The 15,102-nt window shown below is 74.0% G+C and carries 14 protein-coding genes and 1 pseudogene; 4 read left to right on the top strand and 11 right to left on the bottom strand.

Annotated elements, in window-relative coordinates:
- Positions 1-189 precede the first annotated feature (189 nt).
- The 6 genes and pseudogenes from BCL76_RS18240 to BCL76_RS18265 all read right to left on the bottom strand — a co-directional run.
- A complete protein-coding gene (locus BCL76_RS18240; protein WP_109780541.1) occupies positions 190-849 on the bottom strand; it encodes an alpha/beta fold hydrolase in 660 nt (219 codons plus the stop codon).
- Positions 846-1,661, bottom strand: coding sequence for a DUF1295 domain-containing protein (locus BCL76_RS18245; protein ID WP_109780542.1), 816 nt, complete (start codon positions 1,659-1,661; stop codon positions 846-848). The genes BCL76_RS18240 and BCL76_RS18245 overlap by 4 nt, the downstream gene beginning before the upstream one ends.
- The gene (locus BCL76_RS18250) at positions 1,658-2,956 is read right to left on the bottom strand and encodes an SAM-dependent methyltransferase (protein WP_109780543.1); all 1,299 of its coding nucleotides are present in this window, start codon (positions 2,954-2,956) and stop codon (positions 1,658-1,660) included. Before BCL76_RS18250 ends, BCL76_RS18245 begins: the two co-directional genes overlap by 4 nt.
- Positions 2,953-3,726, bottom strand: coding sequence for a DUF1365 domain-containing protein (locus tag BCL76_RS39860; protein WP_258309780.1), 774 nt, complete (start codon positions 3,724-3,726; stop codon positions 2,953-2,955). Before BCL76_RS39860 ends, BCL76_RS18250 begins: the two co-directional genes overlap by 4 nt.
- The gene (locus BCL76_RS18260; protein ID WP_109780708.1) at positions 3,723-4,985 is read right to left on the bottom strand and encodes an NAD(P)/FAD-dependent oxidoreductase; all 1,263 of its coding nucleotides are present in this window, start codon (positions 4,983-4,985) and stop codon (positions 3,723-3,725) included. The genes BCL76_RS39860 and BCL76_RS18260 overlap by 4 nt, the downstream gene beginning before the upstream one ends.
- Positions 4,986-5,194: 209 nt before the next feature.
- Positions 5,195-5,773, bottom strand: a pseudogene (locus BCL76_RS18265) (sigma-70 family RNA polymerase sigma factor); the annotation flags it as partial.
- Positions 5,774-5,872: 99 nt separating this feature from the next.
- Between BCL76_RS18265 and BCL76_RS18270 the strand changes: the two are divergent.
- Entirely contained in the window at positions 5,873-6,892 is a 1,020-nt protein-coding gene (locus BCL76_RS18270; protein WP_109780544.1) for a MerR family transcriptional regulator, read from the top strand.
- A gap of 80 nt (positions 6,893-6,972) precedes the next feature.
- Here the strand turns inward: BCL76_RS18270 and BCL76_RS18275 are convergent, their stop codons facing one another.
- From BCL76_RS18275 to BCL76_RS18285, 3 genes are all read right to left on the bottom strand, one after another.
- A complete protein-coding gene (locus BCL76_RS18275) occupies positions 6,973-8,352 on the bottom strand; it encodes a cryptochrome/photolyase family protein (protein ID WP_109780545.1) in 1,380 nt (459 codons plus the stop codon).
- Between the two features lie 76 nt (positions 8,353-8,428).
- The gene (locus BCL76_RS18280) at positions 8,429-10,018 is read right to left on the bottom strand and encodes an SDR family oxidoreductase (RefSeq protein ID WP_109780546.1); all 1,590 of its coding nucleotides are present in this window, start codon (positions 10,016-10,018) and stop codon (positions 8,429-8,431) included.
- Between the two features lie 114 nt (positions 10,019-10,132).
- Positions 10,133-10,771, bottom strand: coding sequence for a fasciclin domain-containing protein (locus BCL76_RS18285; RefSeq protein WP_109780547.1), 639 nt, complete (start codon positions 10,769-10,771; stop codon positions 10,133-10,135).
- 295 nt (positions 10,772-11,066) lie between these two features.
- On the opposite strand from BCL76_RS18285, the gene sigK reads away from it, so the two are divergent.
- Together sigK and BCL76_RS18295 are read left to right on the top strand one after the other, a co-directional pair.
- On the top strand, positions 11,067-11,591 hold the full coding sequence (sigK, locus tag BCL76_RS18290) for an ECF RNA polymerase sigma factor SigK (RefSeq protein ID WP_375137939.1): 525 nt from the start codon (positions 11,067-11,069) through the stop codon (positions 11,589-11,591).
- Positions 11,588-12,346 (top strand): anti-sigma factor, encoded by a 759-nt coding sequence (locus BCL76_RS18295; protein ID WP_109780549.1) that lies wholly within the window; start codon positions 11,588-11,590, stop codon positions 12,344-12,346. Before sigK ends, BCL76_RS18295 begins: the two co-directional genes overlap by 4 nt.
- Positions 12,347-12,371: 25 nt before the next feature.
- Here the strand turns inward: BCL76_RS18295 and BCL76_RS18300 are convergent, their stop codons facing one another.
- Positions 12,372-13,367, bottom strand: a complete 996-nt coding sequence (locus BCL76_RS18300) for a GlxA family transcriptional regulator (protein WP_109780550.1) — start codon at positions 13,365-13,367, stop codon at positions 12,372-12,374.
- A gap of 166 nt (positions 13,368-13,533) precedes the next feature.
- On the opposite strand from BCL76_RS18300, the gene BCL76_RS18305 reads away from it, so the two are divergent.
- Positions 13,534-14,124: an isochorismatase family protein gene (locus BCL76_RS18305; RefSeq protein ID WP_109780551.1), complete on the top strand. Its 591-nt coding sequence runs from the start codon at positions 13,534-13,536 to the stop codon at positions 14,122-14,124.
- Positions 14,125-14,140: 16 nt separating this feature from the next.
- Here the strand turns inward: BCL76_RS18305 and BCL76_RS18310 are convergent, their stop codons facing one another.
- The gene (locus BCL76_RS18310; RefSeq protein ID WP_109780552.1) at positions 14,141-15,058 is read right to left on the bottom strand and encodes an aminoglycoside phosphotransferase family protein; all 918 of its coding nucleotides are present in this window, start codon (positions 15,056-15,058) and stop codon (positions 14,141-14,143) included.
- Positions 15,059-15,102 lie beyond the last annotated feature (44 nt).

Consider the following 15,102-nt stretch of genomic DNA (forward strand, 5'->3'; position numbering starts at 1 on the left):
GCCGGCGCGAGGCCGTTCCGGTACCGGTCAGCTGCCGGTCCGGCGACCGGACGGCCGTCACGTCGACGCGATGCCGGCCACCGGCCCCGTCCGAAAGAGTCGGGTGCGCCGTTCGGTCCCGGTCGGGTAGGACCACGGGCGCCAGGTGTCAGGGGTGCCCGCGGTGGCGGGCCTAGCACCCGGCGCGACTCAGTCCCCGGCGACCAGGCCGGCCACGAGCGCGGCGGTGCGGCGGTGCCAGGCGCCCGCGCCGCGCAGCATCGCGTGGCCGCCGGTGGGCATCGGGATGCCGGTGGCGTCGGCGCCCGCCAGTCGGGAGCGGCGGACGAAGTCCCAGGACCCGGCGGCCGAGGTGACCCGGTCCTCCTCGTCGTGCAACAGGTAGAGCCGGCGGCCGGCGAGGTGGTCCACCGGTTCGCCCGGCGGGCACCAGGGGGCGAGGGCCACCACGCCGTGGACCAGGGGGGCGCCGGCGACCCGCAGCGCCGCGCGGCCGCCCATCGAGTGGCCGACCAGGACCACCGGCACGTCCCCGGTGAGCGACCGCAGCCGCGCGAGGGCCGCCTCCGCGTCGCGGGCGGCGTCGCAGCGGGAGCCGTTCCAGCCCCGGTGCCGGTAGCGCACCTCCGCCACCAGGACGTCGTGCCCGCGCGTCGCGCGGGCGACGGCGGCCGCGAAGGGCCGCATCCGCAGCGCGGGCAGGTTGAGCGGGGGCGGCGGCTCAGGCCCCTCCTCGCGTCCGCCGTGCAGCAGCAGGACGGCGGCCGCCGGTGTCGTGGGGGACGTCCGGAGCACCAGGGCGCGGCCCTGGTCGGTGGACTCCGTGTCCCGCTCGGTCCCGGCCGTCACCGTGCCTCCGGGCGTATGCGGCGCGGCGGGCGCGGGAAGAACCCGCTGGTGCGGGCCGCGTAGTCGGCATACCCGGGCCGGTCCGCCATGTGCTCCTCCAACAGTCGCTTGCCGCTGCCCCAGATCAACAGCGCGCTCATCACCAGCGGTGAGACCAGGGTGAGTGCCGCAGTCTGCCAGGTCGCGCAGGCGAGCAGATAAAGGCCCCACCAGACGAGGAAGTCACCGAAGTAGTTGGGGTGCCGGGTCCAGCTCCACAGACCCCTGTCCATGATCGCGCCCCGGTGTTCGGGGCGCTGCTTGAAGCGGGCCAGCTGGAGGTCACCGACCGCCTCGAAGAGCAGACCGGCCGCCCAGAGCAGCAGGCCGACGGCGGCGAGCGGCCCGAGCGGTACGGGCACGTACGACGCGGCCTGCACGGGCAGCGAGACGAGCCAGACCAGCGCGCCCTGGAGCAGATAGACCTTGCGCAGGGCGTAGAGCCGGGTGCTGCCGGGAGCCCGGGCGAGCATGCGGGCGTAGCGCGGGTCCTCGCCGTGTCCCCAGCCACGCCGGGCGATGTGCAGGGCCAGCCGCAGCCCCCACACGACGGTCGCCGCGGCGACCGCGAGACGCCGGCCGTCGTCGCCGTACCCCGCCGACAGCAGCCAGCTGGTGAGCGCCACCGCGGCGAAGGCGACCCCCCAGGCGACGTCCACGATCCGGTGCAGGCCCTTGACCGTGGCCACGGCGAAGGTGATCAGCATGACGGCGAACGCGGCTCCGGCCGCGGCGGCGAGGTTGAGGGACAGCGCGCCCCAGTCGGGGGTCATCGGGGCTCCGACGGCCCGTCGTGGTCGGCGGTGAGCAGCAGTTGGCGTACGTCCAGGTAGCGCGAGCGGAAACCGGCCTCGGAGTAGGCGAGGTAGAGCTCCCACATGCGGTGGAAGGTGCGGTCGAAGCCGAGGGCCGTGACGGAGTCGGCCTGTCGGTCGAACTCCTCGCGCCACAGCCGCAGCGTCTCGGCGTAGTGGTCGCCGAAGCCGTCGTCCGCGACGGTGCTCAGTCCGGCCGCCGCGCTCGTGCGGGCGATCGCCTCACGGGAGGGGATGAGCCCGCCGGGGAAGATGTACTTGCTGATCCAGGTGTGTGTGCGGGCGGTGAGGAGCATGCGCTCGTGCGGCATGGTGATGGCCTGGAGGGCGACGCGGCCGCCGGGGGCGAGGAGCCGGCGCAGGGCGGCGAAGTAGGTGGCCCAGTACTCGGCGCCGACCGCTTCGATCATCTCCACGCTGACGACGGCGTCGAAGGAGCCCTCGACGTGGCGGTAGTCGCGTAGTTCGACGGTGACCCGGTCGCCGAGGCCGGCCGCGGCGATGCGCTCGCGGGCCAGGTCGCGCTGCTCGGCGGAGAGCGTCACGGTCAGTACCTCGGCGCCCCGGGAGGCGGCCCGGATGGCCAGTTCGCCCCAGCCGGTGCCGATCTCCAGCACCCGGGTGCCCGGTCCGACGTCCGCGAGGTCGAGGAGCCGGTCGATCTTGCGGTACTGGGCGGCGGCAAAGGTGGCGGGCTGCGCGGGGAAGGCGGCGAAGATCGCCGAGGAGTAGCTCATGCTCCGGTCGAGGAACAGGGTGAACAGTTCGTTGGACAGGTCGTAGTGGCGGTGGATGTTCTCCCGCGCCCCCTCGGGGGTGTTGCGCTGCTGCTCCGGGCGTCGACGTACCCAGGCTTCGCGCAGCCGGCGCAGCGGGGCCGGCACCAGGTCGTCGACGTGGGTGGCGAGCACGGTGAGGGCGCCGACCAGGTCGTCGCTGTCCCATTCCCCGGCCATGTACGACTCGCCGAAGCCGATCAGGCCGTCCGCGCCGATCCGGCGGTGGAAGGCCTCGGGGTCGTGGAGGGTGAGCGTGGGTAGCGCTCCGGCCTGCCGGGGAACCTCGTACGCGGCCGGTTCCCGGTGCCCGTGCCGGACCCGCAGCGGGAGTCGGGCGAGGGCGCGGCCGAGGATCCGCTCGGCGACGGCGGTACGCAGGGCCGAGGTACGGGGCGGCCGGGCCACGTCGGGCCAGCGCGCCGGGTCGACGGGTGCGAGCGCGCTCTCGTGGGCCGGGATGTACGAGACGGTCACAGGGTGCCTTCCTGCGGGGGACGGACGGGAGAGACGGGACGGGGGCGGACCGGGAGGCCGCGGAGGAAGAGGCGGATGCCGTGGAAGCGGATACCGAGGGAGACCCGGGCGGTGGACCACGGGTGGCGCAGGGCGGCGCCCAGCAGGGTGCGGACGCCCGCCGGGCGGTGGCTGCCCCGTACGGTCGCGGTGAAGGGGCAGGTGCCGTCGCCGTGGCGCAGTTGGACGGTCAGGTCGAGGGCCTCGCCGGGGACGGGCAGCCGCATCCGGTAGTAGCCCTCCACCGCGAAGAACGGCGAGACGTAGAAGTCCTTGGGGACCTCGGCCAGCCCGTCGGCGCCGGGGCGCAGCAGGTAGCAGTGGCGTTCGCCGTAGGTGTTGTGGACCTCGGCGACGACGCAGACCGGGGTGCCGGCGCGGTCGTGGCACCAGTAGAGGGTGAGCGGGTTGAAGACGTGGCCGAGGACGCGGGCGTGCGCGAGCATCAGGACGCGGCCGTCGGCGTCCGTCACGCCGTGGGCGGCGAGTTCGGCGCGCAGTCCGGCCCGCAGGGTGGGGGCCTCCCCGCCGAAGTGGTCGCGGGCGTCGAACCGGGCCAGCGGGCGGAGCGCCCGAGGTATGCGGGGTGGATCGTCGATGTCGATGAGCCATAGGTAGGTGCGCTGCCGGAAGGCGTGCCGGACGGGGGTGGTGCGGGTGTGGGCCACCGTGCACGTGTAGAGGGCCGGTACGTGGGCCGGGGCGGCCTCCCCGGCAAAGACGCCGTTCACCACCGCACCCCCAGCGCCTCGGCGGCGGCGACGCCGGAGCGGCAGCCGTCCTCGTGGAAGCCCCAGCCGTGGTAGGCGCCGGCGAAGGCGGTCACGGAGGTGTTCAGCCGGGGCAGTTCCTCCTGCGCCGCGACGGACCCGGGGGTGTAGACGGGGTGTTCGTACACCATGCGGGCGATCACGTCGAAGGGGTCGACCCGGCCGCGGGCGTTGAGGGTGACGATGTGCGGCTCGGCGGTGGGCAGTTGCTGGAGCCGGTTCATGTCGTAGCTGACCTGGACGCTCTCGGGTCGCGCGGAGCAGGAGGGGAGCCAGTAGTTCCACGAGGCGCGCGCGTGCGGGGAGCGGGGCAGCAGGGAGGTGTCGCGGTGGAGCACGGTGGGGTTGCGGGAGTAGGTGAACGCGCCGAGGATCCGGACCTCGTCCTCGGTCGGATCGGCCAGCAGGCGCAGGGCCTGGTCGGGGTGGACGGCGACGACCACGGCGGCGTACGGGGTCGAGTCGCCGTCCGGTGTGAGCACGCGCGCGTGGTCGGCGGCGCGCACGACGGCCCGGACCGGGGTCGAGGTGCGGACGGAGGTGAGGTGCTTGGCGGCCTTGGCCACGTAGTCGGCCGAACCGCCCGTGACCGTACGCCACTGCGGTGATCCCTTGACGGACAGCAGTCCGTGGTGGGCCAGGAAACGGAAGAGGTATCGGGCGGGGTACTGGAGGGCGGTGTCCGGCGCGCACGACCAGACGGCCGCGACGAGCGGGATGGCGAAGTGGCCGACGAAGTAACGGGAGAAGCCGTGCGCGTCGAGGAACTCCCCCAGGGTCTGCCCGCTGTCGGGGGAGTCGAGCAGCCGCCGGGCGGCGCGGTGGAAGCGCGGTACCTCGGCGAGCATGCGCAGGTGGCGCCCGCGCAGCAGGTTGCCGCCGCCGAGCAGTCCGGCCGCGCCCCGGGCGCCCGCGTACTCCAGGCCGCAGCCGTCGCACCGTACGGACATGCTCATCTCGGATTCCTGCGTGGTGACGCCCAGTTCCCGGAAGAGCCGCAGCAGGTGCGGGTAGGTGCGCTCGTTGTGCACGATGAATCCGCTGTCCACGTGGACCGTTCCCGCGTCCTCGGTGGTCAGTTCATGGGTGTGGGCGTGGCCGCCGAGGCGGTCGTCCGCCTCGTAGAGCACCACGTCGTACGCGCGTTGCAGGATGTGGGCGGCCGTGAGTCCGGCCACGCCCCCGCCCACCACAGCGATTCTCCGCCGGTCCACGTCGATCAACCCCTCGCGCTCGCCTGCCCGGCACGGCCGGTGCCGGGCGTTTCTCGGGTACTTCGGCGCCGGACGGCCCGCGGATGGGAATCTTGTTCCGGCGGGCGCCGCGGGCCGGCCGGGACCGCCGCCCCACCACCGCCGACGCCGGTGCCGACACCACCACTGCCGACACCACCGGTGCCACTGCCACTGCCCCGTGTCTCGCCGCCCCCGAGGCAGTGACGCATCCGGTGCAGCCCCCGCCGGGCGTGGCTCTTGACGGTGCCCAGCGGCAGTCCGGTGCGCTCGGCGATCTGGGCCTGGGTGAGGTCCGCGTAGAAGGCCATGGCCAACACCTCTCGTTGCGCGCGGGGCAGTTTCGCCAGTTCGTCGGTGAGGAGCAGCCGGTCCAGGACGGTCTCCGGGCCCGCCGGCGGCTCGTCCGTGGGCGGCAGGGCGGCGCCTGCGGCGGCGACCAGGTCGAGCCGCCGGGTACGGGCCGTGAGGGCGTCGGCGATCTTCCGTCGGGTGATCCCGACGAGCCAGCCGGGGAACGGCCCGCGCTCCGGCCGGTAGTTGGCTCGCCCCTGCCAGGCGGCGAGGAAGACCTGCTGGCTGACGTCCTCGGCCTCTCTGGAATCACCGAGGGTGCGGGCCGCCAGGGCGAGGACGAGGCCGCCCCAGCGGCGGTAGGCGGCGCTCAGGCACCGCTCGTCGCCGCGTACGAAACCCTCGGCGACCTCGTGGTCGAGGAGCTGATCCCGGGCGGCGGACACGGGGGACGGCCGGGTGGTGACGCTCTGTGCGGTCATGGCGACTGCTCCTCGGGGCCGGTACCGGTTCCCGTCCAGATTCCGACCCACCCGCGCATCGATTCCACTCGCATCGGTTGTGCGTCGCATGATGGAGGTATGAACGAGTTCGCACAGCCCGGCGAGACCGGCGGGCCTCCCGAGGGCGCCGAGGCCGCGCACGGCGTCACCACCGGGGCCGTGGCGCGCCGGCTGGGTGTCGCCCCTACGACGCTGCGCTCCTGGGACCGGCGGTACGGCATCGGACCGGCCGCCCGCGAGGACGGCAGGCACCGGCGGTGGACCGCGGGGGACATCGCCGTCCTGCAGGAGATGTGCCGCCTGACCGCGTCGGGGGTGCCGCCCGCGGAGGCCGCGCGCGCCGCCCGGGCCGGTTCGCCCACGGCGCCAGCGGCGCCCGCGACAGCCTCCCCCGCACCGGCCCGTCAGCCGGGGTCGGGCAACGGCCTGCCGCTCGGCGATGTGCGCCAGGAGTGCCGGGGGCTGGGCCGGGCCGCCGTCCGGCTCGATTCGCCGACCATGGACGAGATGCTCGGCTCCCTGATCGGCGAGTACGGCCTGGTCACCACCTGGGAGGAGGTGATGGTGCCGACCCTGCACGCCGTGGGGCGCAAGTGGGAGACCTCGGGCGACCAGTACGTCGAGGTGGAGCACCTGCTCTCCTGGCACGTCTCGACGGCGCTGCGCCGCGTGAGCATCGGGGCGTTGTCCGGGCCCCGGGCGAGCGCTCCCCCGATCCTGCTGGCGTGCGTACCGGGCGAGCAGCACACCCTCCCGCTGGAGGCGCTCGCCGCCGGTCTCGCCGAACTGGGCCTGCCCGCGCGGATGTTCGGGGCGGCGGTGCCGCCGGAGGCGCTCGTCCAGGCCGTACGCCGGACGGGACCCGGCGCGGTGGTGCTGTGGGCCCAGGCCCGATCCACCGCGCACCATGCCCTGGCCCGGCATGTCGCCGACACCGCCTGGGGCGTCAAGGGCGCCCGGGCCCGGACCACGGTCCTGCTGGCGGGCCCCGGCTGGGCGGGCCCGGCACCCGCCCCGGGCATGCTGCGCCCCGGTGGGCTACGGGAGGCCCTGGGCCTGCTGCGCGGACTGTGCGAGGCGGTGACGCCCGCGACCTGAGGAGCGGGCGGCACAGCGGCCCCTCGGCGCTCCTGACCGGCGCGGGCGCGCTCGACCACGTCGCGGATCGCCCGGGCGGGTCAGGGGCCGTCCTTGCCGCGGGCCCGGCGGAAGCGGGCCAGGCCCTCGGGGAGGCCGACCAGCGGGTCGGGGTAGTCGAACCGGGCCCGTTCCAGGCCGGCCAGCTGCCAGGGCTCGTGCACCGAAGGGCCCGGGAGCTCGGCGAGTTCGGGCACCCAGCGCCGGACGTACGCGCCGTCGGGGTCGTACCGCTTGCCCTGGATCACCGGGTTGAGCACCCGGTTGGGGCGGCTGTCGGTGCCGGTACCGGCCACCCACTGCCAGTTGAGCTGGTTGTTGGCCACGTCGCCGTCGACCAGCAGGTCGAGGAAGTGACGGGCCCCGGCCCGCCAGTCGATGTAGAGCGTCTTGGTCAGGAAGGACGCGGCGAGCAGCCGGCCCCGGCCCGGCATCCAGCCCTCGTGGGCGAGTTGCCGCATGGCGGCGTCGACCACGGGGTAGCCGGTGCGGCCCTCCTTCCAGGCCTGCAGGTCGGCCTCGGCCGCCTTGCCGCGCCGCCAGCGGTCGGCCCGGGAGCGGTAGTCCCGGGCGGCCACGCCGGGGCGGGCGGCCAGGAGCTGGTACTGGAAGTCGCGCCAGCAGAGCTGCCGTACGAAGGCCTCGGCGCCCGCCCCGCCCCGGGATCGCGCCCGGTGCACGGCCTCGGCCGCCGAGACCGCGCCGAAGTGGATGTACGGGGAGAGGCGGGAGGTGGCGTCGCCGGGGAGGTCGTCGTGGCCTTCCTCGTACCCGTCGGCGTACTTCCCCAGCCAGTCCGTGAGCCGCTGCCGGCCCTCCCGCTCGCCTCCGGTGGCCAGGCCCGCCGAGACCGACGCGACCTCGGCGCGGGACGGGAGCGGCTCGGAGCGGATCGCGCCGGGCACCCGCACCTGCTGCGGCGCGGCGAGCGGCTCGCGCAGCCGCTCGCCCGACCAGCGTCTGAAGTACGGGGTGAAGACGGCGAAGTGATCGGATCCGCTCGGGGTCACGGCGCCGGCGGGCAGGGCGGTGACGACGGCGTCGTGGACGTAGAGCCGCCGTCCGTCGGCCTCCAGAGCGCTGCGCAGCCGCTGCTCGCGGTGCAGGGCGAAGGCGCTGCACCCGGCCGCCATGTGCACCTCGTCGGCGTCGGCCTGCCGGACGACGGCGCACACCTCCTCGACCGGGTCCCCCGAGCGCACCACGAGCCGGCCGCCGCGTTCGCGCAGCTCGGCGTCGAGTCCGGCCAGGCAGTCCGCGAGGAAGGCGAGCCGGTTGGGCGCCGCGAAACCGGCCCGGTCCACCGCCGGGTCCCGGACGAAGAGCGGGACGGTCTCGTTCCCCGACCCCAACGCGGCGCGCAGCGGCGGATGGTCGTGGACGCGGAGGTCCGAGGTGAACAGGACGACCGAGACGTTCATGGTGCTGCTCCTGGCATCGGGCCACCGGGCGGACCGACAGGGTGCCGCGCGGTGGTCGCTGGGCTGGCCTTGCCCGTCATTCGGCGCGGGCGGGCGCGGCGGATGCACCCGACGCACCTGACGCCCCGGAGGCGGCGGGCTCCGGGGACGCGGCCGGTCCGCGGTCCTCACCGGCCTCCGCCGTGCGCGCGATGTTGCGGGCCATGCCCCCGAAGACCACGGCGTGGAACGGCGAGACGCTCCACCAGTACAGGTGGCCGGCCAGGCCGCGCGGGTGGAAGAGCGCCCGCTGCCGGTACCGGGTGCGCCCGTCCTCGTCCTGCTCGGCGTACATCTCCAGCCAGGCCAGGCCCGGCAGCCGCATCTCGGCGCGCAGCCTGAGCAACCGGCCGCGTTCGATCTCCTCGACCCGCCAGAAGTCCAGGGAGTCGCCGACCCTCAGGTGGGCGGCGTCGCGGCGGCCCCGACGCAGTCCGACGCCCCCGACGAGCCGGTCGAACCAGCCGCGCACGGCCCAGGCGAGCGGGAAGGAGTACCAGCCGTTCTCCCCGCCGATCCCCTCCACGACCCGCCACAGGGCCTGCGGCGAGGCGTCGACGGGGCGCTCACGGACGTCGGAGTAGAGGCTGCCGCCGGCCCAGTCCGGGTCGGTGGGCAGCGGGTCGCTCGGGGCACCGGGCACGGAGGCGGAGGACCAGCGGGTGAGGACCTGGGCGTCGCGGACCTTCTTGAGGGCGTAGGTGAGGGCCGTGTCGAAGTCGAGGGGCGTGCCGGGCGGGTCGGGCACATAGGTGGCGATGTCGTGCTCGTCGCAGACGACCTCGTACTTGAGGGACTCGGCGAGGGGGCGGGCGATGGCGCGGGGCACCGGGGTGACCAGGCCGACCCAGTGGCTGGACAGCCGCGGGGTGAGGACCGGTACGGGCAGGATGAGCCGCTGCGGCAGCCCGTCGACGGCGGCGTAGCGCTGCATCATGTCGAGGTACGTGAGGACGTCGGGGCCGCCGATGTCGAAGGCGCGGCTGACCTCGGCGGGCATGCGGGCGCTGCCGACCAGGTAGCGCAGCACGTCACGGACACCGATGGGCTGGATACGGGTGCGCACCCAGCTGGGGGTGACCATCACGGGCAGCCGCTCGGTCAGGTAGCGGAGCATCTCGAAGGACGCCGAGCCGGAGCCGATGATGACGGCGGCGCGGAGCACCGTGGTGGGCACCCCGGAGTCCAGGAAGATGCGCCCGACCTCGGCCCGGGAGCGCAGATGGGGCGAGAGGTCCCGGTCGGGCACCCCGCTCGGGGTGAGTCCGCCCAGGTAGACGATGCGGCGGACGCCGGCGGCGCGGGCCTGTTCGGCGAAGTTCCGCGCGGCCAGGCGGTCGGTGTGCTCGAAGTCGCGCCCGGTGCCGAGGGCGTGCACGAGGTAGTAGGCGACGTCGACGTCCCGCAGGGCGGGGGCGAGCGAGGCGGCGTCGGTGACGTCGCCGCGGACGATCTCCGCCTGGCCGGCCCAGGGGTGGTCGCGCAGCTTCTCCGGGGTGCGGGCGAGGCAGCGCACCCGGTGGCCGGCGGTGATGAGCTCGGGGACGAGCCGGCCGCCGATGTAGCCGGTGGCTCCGGTGACCAGGCACCGTGTGCCCGGGGCCGAGGGTCCTTGTGCGTCCGTCATCGAGTTGCTCCGATCGGGTGTCGCGGGTGCTCCCCCGGAGTTCTTCCGGGGGTACGGTCCGGCCGGATGCACGGACCGCCGCCCACGAGCTGATCGTGCGGAGCGCGAGCGCGCCTACTTCGGCATGAGGACCGTGTCGACGATGTAGACGGTGGCGTTGGCGGTGGGGACATCGCCGCAGACCACCTTGGAGGAGCTGTTCACCGTGTAGGCGGTGCCCGAGCCCTTGGTGGTGATCATGCCCTTCTGGAGGGTCTGGAACGACCCGCTCGCCAGCTGCATCGGGGTGAGCTTCTCGCCCACCACGTGATAGGTGAGGATCTTGGTCAGGGCCTCCTTGTCGGCCAGGACCTTGTCCAGGTCCGCCTTGGGGATCTTCGCGAACGCGTCGTTCGTCGGCGCGAACACCGTGATGTTCTCGGCGTTGTTCAAGGTGTCCACCAGGCCGGCCTTCTTCACTGCCGCGACGAGGGTCGACAGCGCCGGGTTGTTGGAGGCGGCGGTGGCGACCGGATCCTGCGCCATGCCGTCGAAGGAACCCGCGCCGCTCTTGGGCACCGAGGCGCACGCGGGGCCGAACGGAGCGCCCGCACCCGCGCCGGTGTCGCCGATCGGCTCGGGTGAAGAGACCGCGTCGGGCGCGGCGGCCCCCTCATTGCTCGTACTCTCCTCCGAACAGGCGGACAGTGCCAGCGGAAGCAGCACCGCCGCGGTCACGGCGAGGGCGGCACGACGGAAGGTGTGAATGCTCATGGTCTCTCCTGCGGCTACGGGTACGTCCACGGGACCCACCCATCGGTGAATCACGCCGGTTGTTCGGCACCGGTCCTCACCCGGATGGCCCCCTCACCCGAACGAGCGGCCGCTCGCACAAGCTGCCGATCGACGGTTCGGGGGCTGCCGAAAGCACCGGCCGCCGTGACCAATCCGCCTGCCCCTCGGCTCCGAACGAGCTGTGCAACCCGAGTACTCCTGGAGGACCTCCCCGGTGAGAGAGAACGTGCGCATAGGCCGGCATCCGTCGGCCGCTCCCGACCTGCCGGAACTGATGGGCCGGGTGGCCCGCGGTGATCAGCAGGCGTTCACGGCGGTGTTCGAGGCGGTGTCGGGCCCGGTACTGGGCCTCGTACGGACCGTGCTGCGGGACCCGGCCCAGTCCGAGGAGGTCGCCCAGGAGGTACTGGTCGAGCTCTGGCGGACCGCCGCCCGCTACCAGCCCGGGCGGGGCTCGGTGATGAACTGGGTGCTGACGCTGGCCCACCGCCGGGCCGTCGACCGGGTGCGTTCCGCGCAGGCGTCGACCAACCGCGAGAAGCGGGCGGCGCTGCTGGACCACACCACCGCCTACGACGAGGTGGTGGAGCAGGTGGAGAGCCGGCTGGAGCGCGAGCAGGTACGGCGCTGTCTGCACGGACTCAGCGAGATGCAGCGCCAGGCGGTCACTCTGGCGTACTACCGCGGCCTGACCCACCGGGAGGTCGCGGAGTTGTTGGCCCTGCCCTTGGGTACCGTGAAGACACGGCTGCGCGACGGGCTCATCCGGCTTCGTGACTGCCTGGGGGTGGGCGGGTGAACACCGCGGATCTGCACACGTTGACGGGCGCGTATGTGCTCGACGCCCTGGAGCCGGCCGAGCGGGCCGCCGTCGAGCGGCACCTCGCCGACTGTTCGTCCTGTGACCAGGAGGTCCGGGAGTTCTCCGAGACCGTCACGCGCCTCGGGCTCGCCGTCGCCGCGCCGCCGAGCGCCGCGCTGCGCGACGAGGTGATGCGCCGGATCGCGACCGTACGCCAGGATCCGCCCACGACGGCCAGGTCCGGGCGCGGCGGCCACGTACGGCCCCGCCGGCGGCCGGTGCCGAGCTGGGCCCTGGCGGCCTGCCTCGCGGGGGCCGTGGCGCTGGGCGGTGTCGCCGTTGCCCAGTACCAGCAGGCCGAGGACGCCCGGCAGCAGGCGCAGCAGGCCCGGATCGCGAACGATGCCGTGGGCGCGGTCCTGGCGGCCGCCGACGCCCGGGTGGCCACGGCGCCGCTGCGGGACGGAGCGGTGGGCACGGTGGTGGTCTCGGACTCCCGTAACCAGGCGGTCTTCGCGGCCTCCGGGTTGCCGGCGCCGCCCAGCGGCAAGGTGTACCAGCTCTGGTACAACGACGGCGGCGGGAAGATGCGTCCGGCGGGCCTGATGGGCTCCGGCACCCCGGCGACGGCCACGCTGCTGGACGGTCCGATCGACACGGCGTCGGGGATGGGCCTCACCGTCGAACCGGCCGGCGGCTCGGCCCGGCCGACCTCGGCCCCGGTGGCCCTGCTGACCTTCCCGAAGGTCTGACCGGCGTCCCGGTCCGGGCGGCCGGTCAGCCGGTGCCGGTCGCCCGGAAGCGGTTGCGGTACTCCGTCGGCGTCGTGTCGAGCCGGCGACGGAAGGCACGGACGAGGGTGTCGGTGGTGTGGAAGCCGCAGACGGTCGCGACGCGTTCGAGGGTGTCGTCCGTGGACTCCAGCCGGTTGCGGGCCACTTCGACGCGGGCGGATTCGATGTAGGCGGCCGGGGTCATGCCCAGTTCCGTCTTGAAGATCCGGGTGAGCTGCCGTTCGCCGACGTGCGCCTGTTCGGCGAGGTCGGCGACGGTCAGCGGCTCGGCGATGTTCCGCGTGATGTGGTGGCGGAGGTCCTCGATGCGCCGCGTGGTCGACACCGGTTCGAGCGGGACGCTGAACTGGCTCTGTCCGCCGGGCCGTTTCAGGTACATCACCAGCTGCCGGGCGACGCGCAGCGCCACGGCCTCGCCGAAGTCCTCGGCGACGAGGGCGAGCGAGAGGTCGAGGCAGGCGCTGATGCCGGCGCCGGTCCACACGTCCCGGTCCCGGATGAAGATCGGATCGGCGTCGACCTCGATCGAGGGGTGCTCGTCGGCTAGTTGGCGGGCGGTGGACCAGTGGGTGGTGGCCCGTCTGCCGTTCAGCAGCCCGGCGTCGGCGAGGATGTGCGCGCCCACGCAGACGGATGCGACGCGCCGGGCCGTGGCGGCGAGGCTCCGCACCCGATCGACCACGGCCGGGTCGGCCAGGGCACGGACCCGGCCCTCGTCGTCCACCTCGACCGACCCGGGGACCAGCAGGGTGTCGATGCCGCACCCCGCCACGTCCTGGAAGGTGGTGTCCGGGAGGATCCGGACCCCGGCGGAGGTGGTGACGGGGTCCATGGTCTCGGCGGCCAGCGCCACCCGGTAGCCCGATGGTTCGCCCAACTCCCTTCGCAACAGGGCGAACACCTCCGGCGGGCCGGTGACGTCCAGCAGGTCGACGCCGTCGAAGAGGACCACGATGACGAACCGTCCGACGGTGCTCAAGGGTGCTCTCCGTTCGGTACGACGAGGGTCTTGTCAGCACCCACCGTATGTCGGTTTCTGCGGGTTGGATGTCATTGCCGACATCCAGGGGTGGTCATAGCGTGGAGAGCACGGCCGCCGCTCTGCGGCCGACTCCCGCAATCCGACACCCCCGGAGGGTATTTCCATGTCCAAGACGACTCTGCGCGAGCTGAGCGGCCTCGACCGGAGCCCGGCCTCACTCGCCGAAGCGACGCTGATCCTGATCGACTACCAGAACACCTACACCCGGGGCGTGATGGAGCTGACGGGGTGGGAGGCCGCCCTCGACGCCGGCGCCGCGCTGCTGGCCCGGGCCCGTACCGCCGGCGCGAAGGTCATCCATGTGATCAACGACGGCGGCGAGGGGAGCCCGTACGACATCCGGGCCGAGATCGGCCGGATCCACCCCCGGGTGGCTCCGGTCGACGGCGAGGCCGTGGTCGTCAAAACGGTCCCCAACGGGTTCGTCGAAACCGAGCTGGGCGACCACGTCGACGCCGCCGGCCACAAGGACGTCGTCCTCGCCGGTTTCATGACCCACATGTGCGTGACCTTCACCGCGGAAGGCGCGTTCCTACGGGGCGACCGGCCCACCGTGGTCGCGGACGCCTGCGCGACTCGGCCGCTGGGGACGGCGGTGGCCGAGGTGTCCGCCGAACAGCTCCACCACGCCGCGCTCGCGACGATCGCCGATCTCTACGGGGTCGTCGTCCCGTCCGTCTCCTCCCTCGGCTGAGGCGGCGGCCGGTCCGTCAGCCGGCCGTCGCCACGAGGCGTCGCAGTGCGGCCTGGGCGGGTGGCCCCCAGGTGGGCTTGCCGCCCGGGCGGCCGCGGACACCGGCCTCGCCGATGAGGATGCCGCCGAGGGCTCGCTGCGCCGCCCAACCACGGGCGCGGCGTAGGGTCGCGGCGTCCGCGACCGGCCGGTAGGCGGCGTGGAAGCGGTCGACGGCGCCGTCCGGCAGCAGGCTCCAGGGGGCGGCGAGGTCGCAGGCCGGATCGCCCGCGCAGAGATCCCCGAAGTCGATCACGCCGCAGAAGGTGCCGCCCGCGGTGAGGACGTTGGCCGGGTGGAGGTCGCCGTGCAGCCATATCTCCGGGCCCGCCCAGACGGGGGCGGCGACGGCGTCCTCCCAGACCGCGCGGACCGCGTCCGGGTCGGGGATCAGCCCCATGTCGGTGGCGTCGGCGAGCCCGTCGACGAACGCGTCGGCATGGTCGGCCAAGGGCCCGCCACGGCCGTAATTGCCGACGGGCGCCCCTTCGGGAGCCGGTCGGTGAAGAGCCGTCAGGAAGGCGGCCAAGGCGTCGGCCGCGTCCGTGGCGTGCGTGGCGGGGGCGCGGTCGGCCGGCTCACCGGGCACCCAGGTGGTGACGATCCAGGGGCGCGGGAACCGCTCGGAGGGCTCGCCGATGCGCTGCGGGACGGGAACCGGCAGCGGCAGGCCCGCGGCGAGGCCGGGCAGCCAGGCGTGCTCCTTGCGCAGCAGCGCGTCCGCGGACGGCGTCGCCCAGGGCAGCCGGACGGCGAGGTCCTCCCCCAGCCGCCACAGCTGGTTGTCCCAGCCACGGGCTCCGAACCGCACGGGGCGATCCGCCAGGTCGGGGTGCTGATCGCGTAACAGGTCCCGGACCAGTTCCGCGGTGACCTCTGTTCGGGTGTGTGTCATACACACGAACCGTAGCCGGGGCCGGCTCCGTACGGCCGGCGGGA

This window comes from Streptomyces sp. CG 926, from assembly GCF_003148825.1.
GTDB lineage: Bacteria > Actinomycetota > Actinomycetes > Streptomycetales > Streptomycetaceae > Streptomyces.

Bases quoted from the DNA above. Each gene is read 5' to 3' on its own strand.
- BCL76_RS18245 (WP_109780542.1), bottom strand. From the start codon at position 1,661: ATGACCCCCGACTGGGGCGCGCTGTCCCTCAACCTCGCCGCCGCGGCC.
- BCL76_RS18270 (WP_109780544.1), top strand. From the start codon at position 5,873: ATGAACGAGTTCGCACAGCCCGGCGAGACCGGCGGGCCTCCCGAGGGC.
- BCL76_RS18275 (WP_109780545.1), bottom strand. From the start codon at position 8,352: ATGAACGTCTCGGTCGTCCTGTTCACCTCGGACCTCCGCGTCCACGAC.
- BCL76_RS18280 (WP_109780546.1), bottom strand. From the start codon at position 10,018: ATGACGGACGCACAAGGACCCTCGGCCCCGGGCACACGGTGCCTGGTC.
- BCL76_RS18285 (WP_109780547.1), bottom strand. From the start codon at position 10,771: ATGAGCATTCACACCTTCCGTCGTGCCGCCCTCGCCGTGACCGCGGCG.
- sigK (WP_375137939.1), top strand. From the start codon at position 11,067: ATGGGCCGGGTGGCCCGCGGTGATCAGCAGGCGTTCACGGCGGTGTTC.
- BCL76_RS18305 (WP_109780551.1), top strand. From the start codon at position 13,534: ATGTCCAAGACGACTCTGCGCGAGCTGAGCGGCCTCGACCGGAGCCCG.
- BCL76_RS18310 (WP_109780552.1), bottom strand. From the start codon at position 15,058: ATGACACACACCCGAACAGAGGTCACCGCGGAACTGGTCCGGGACCTG.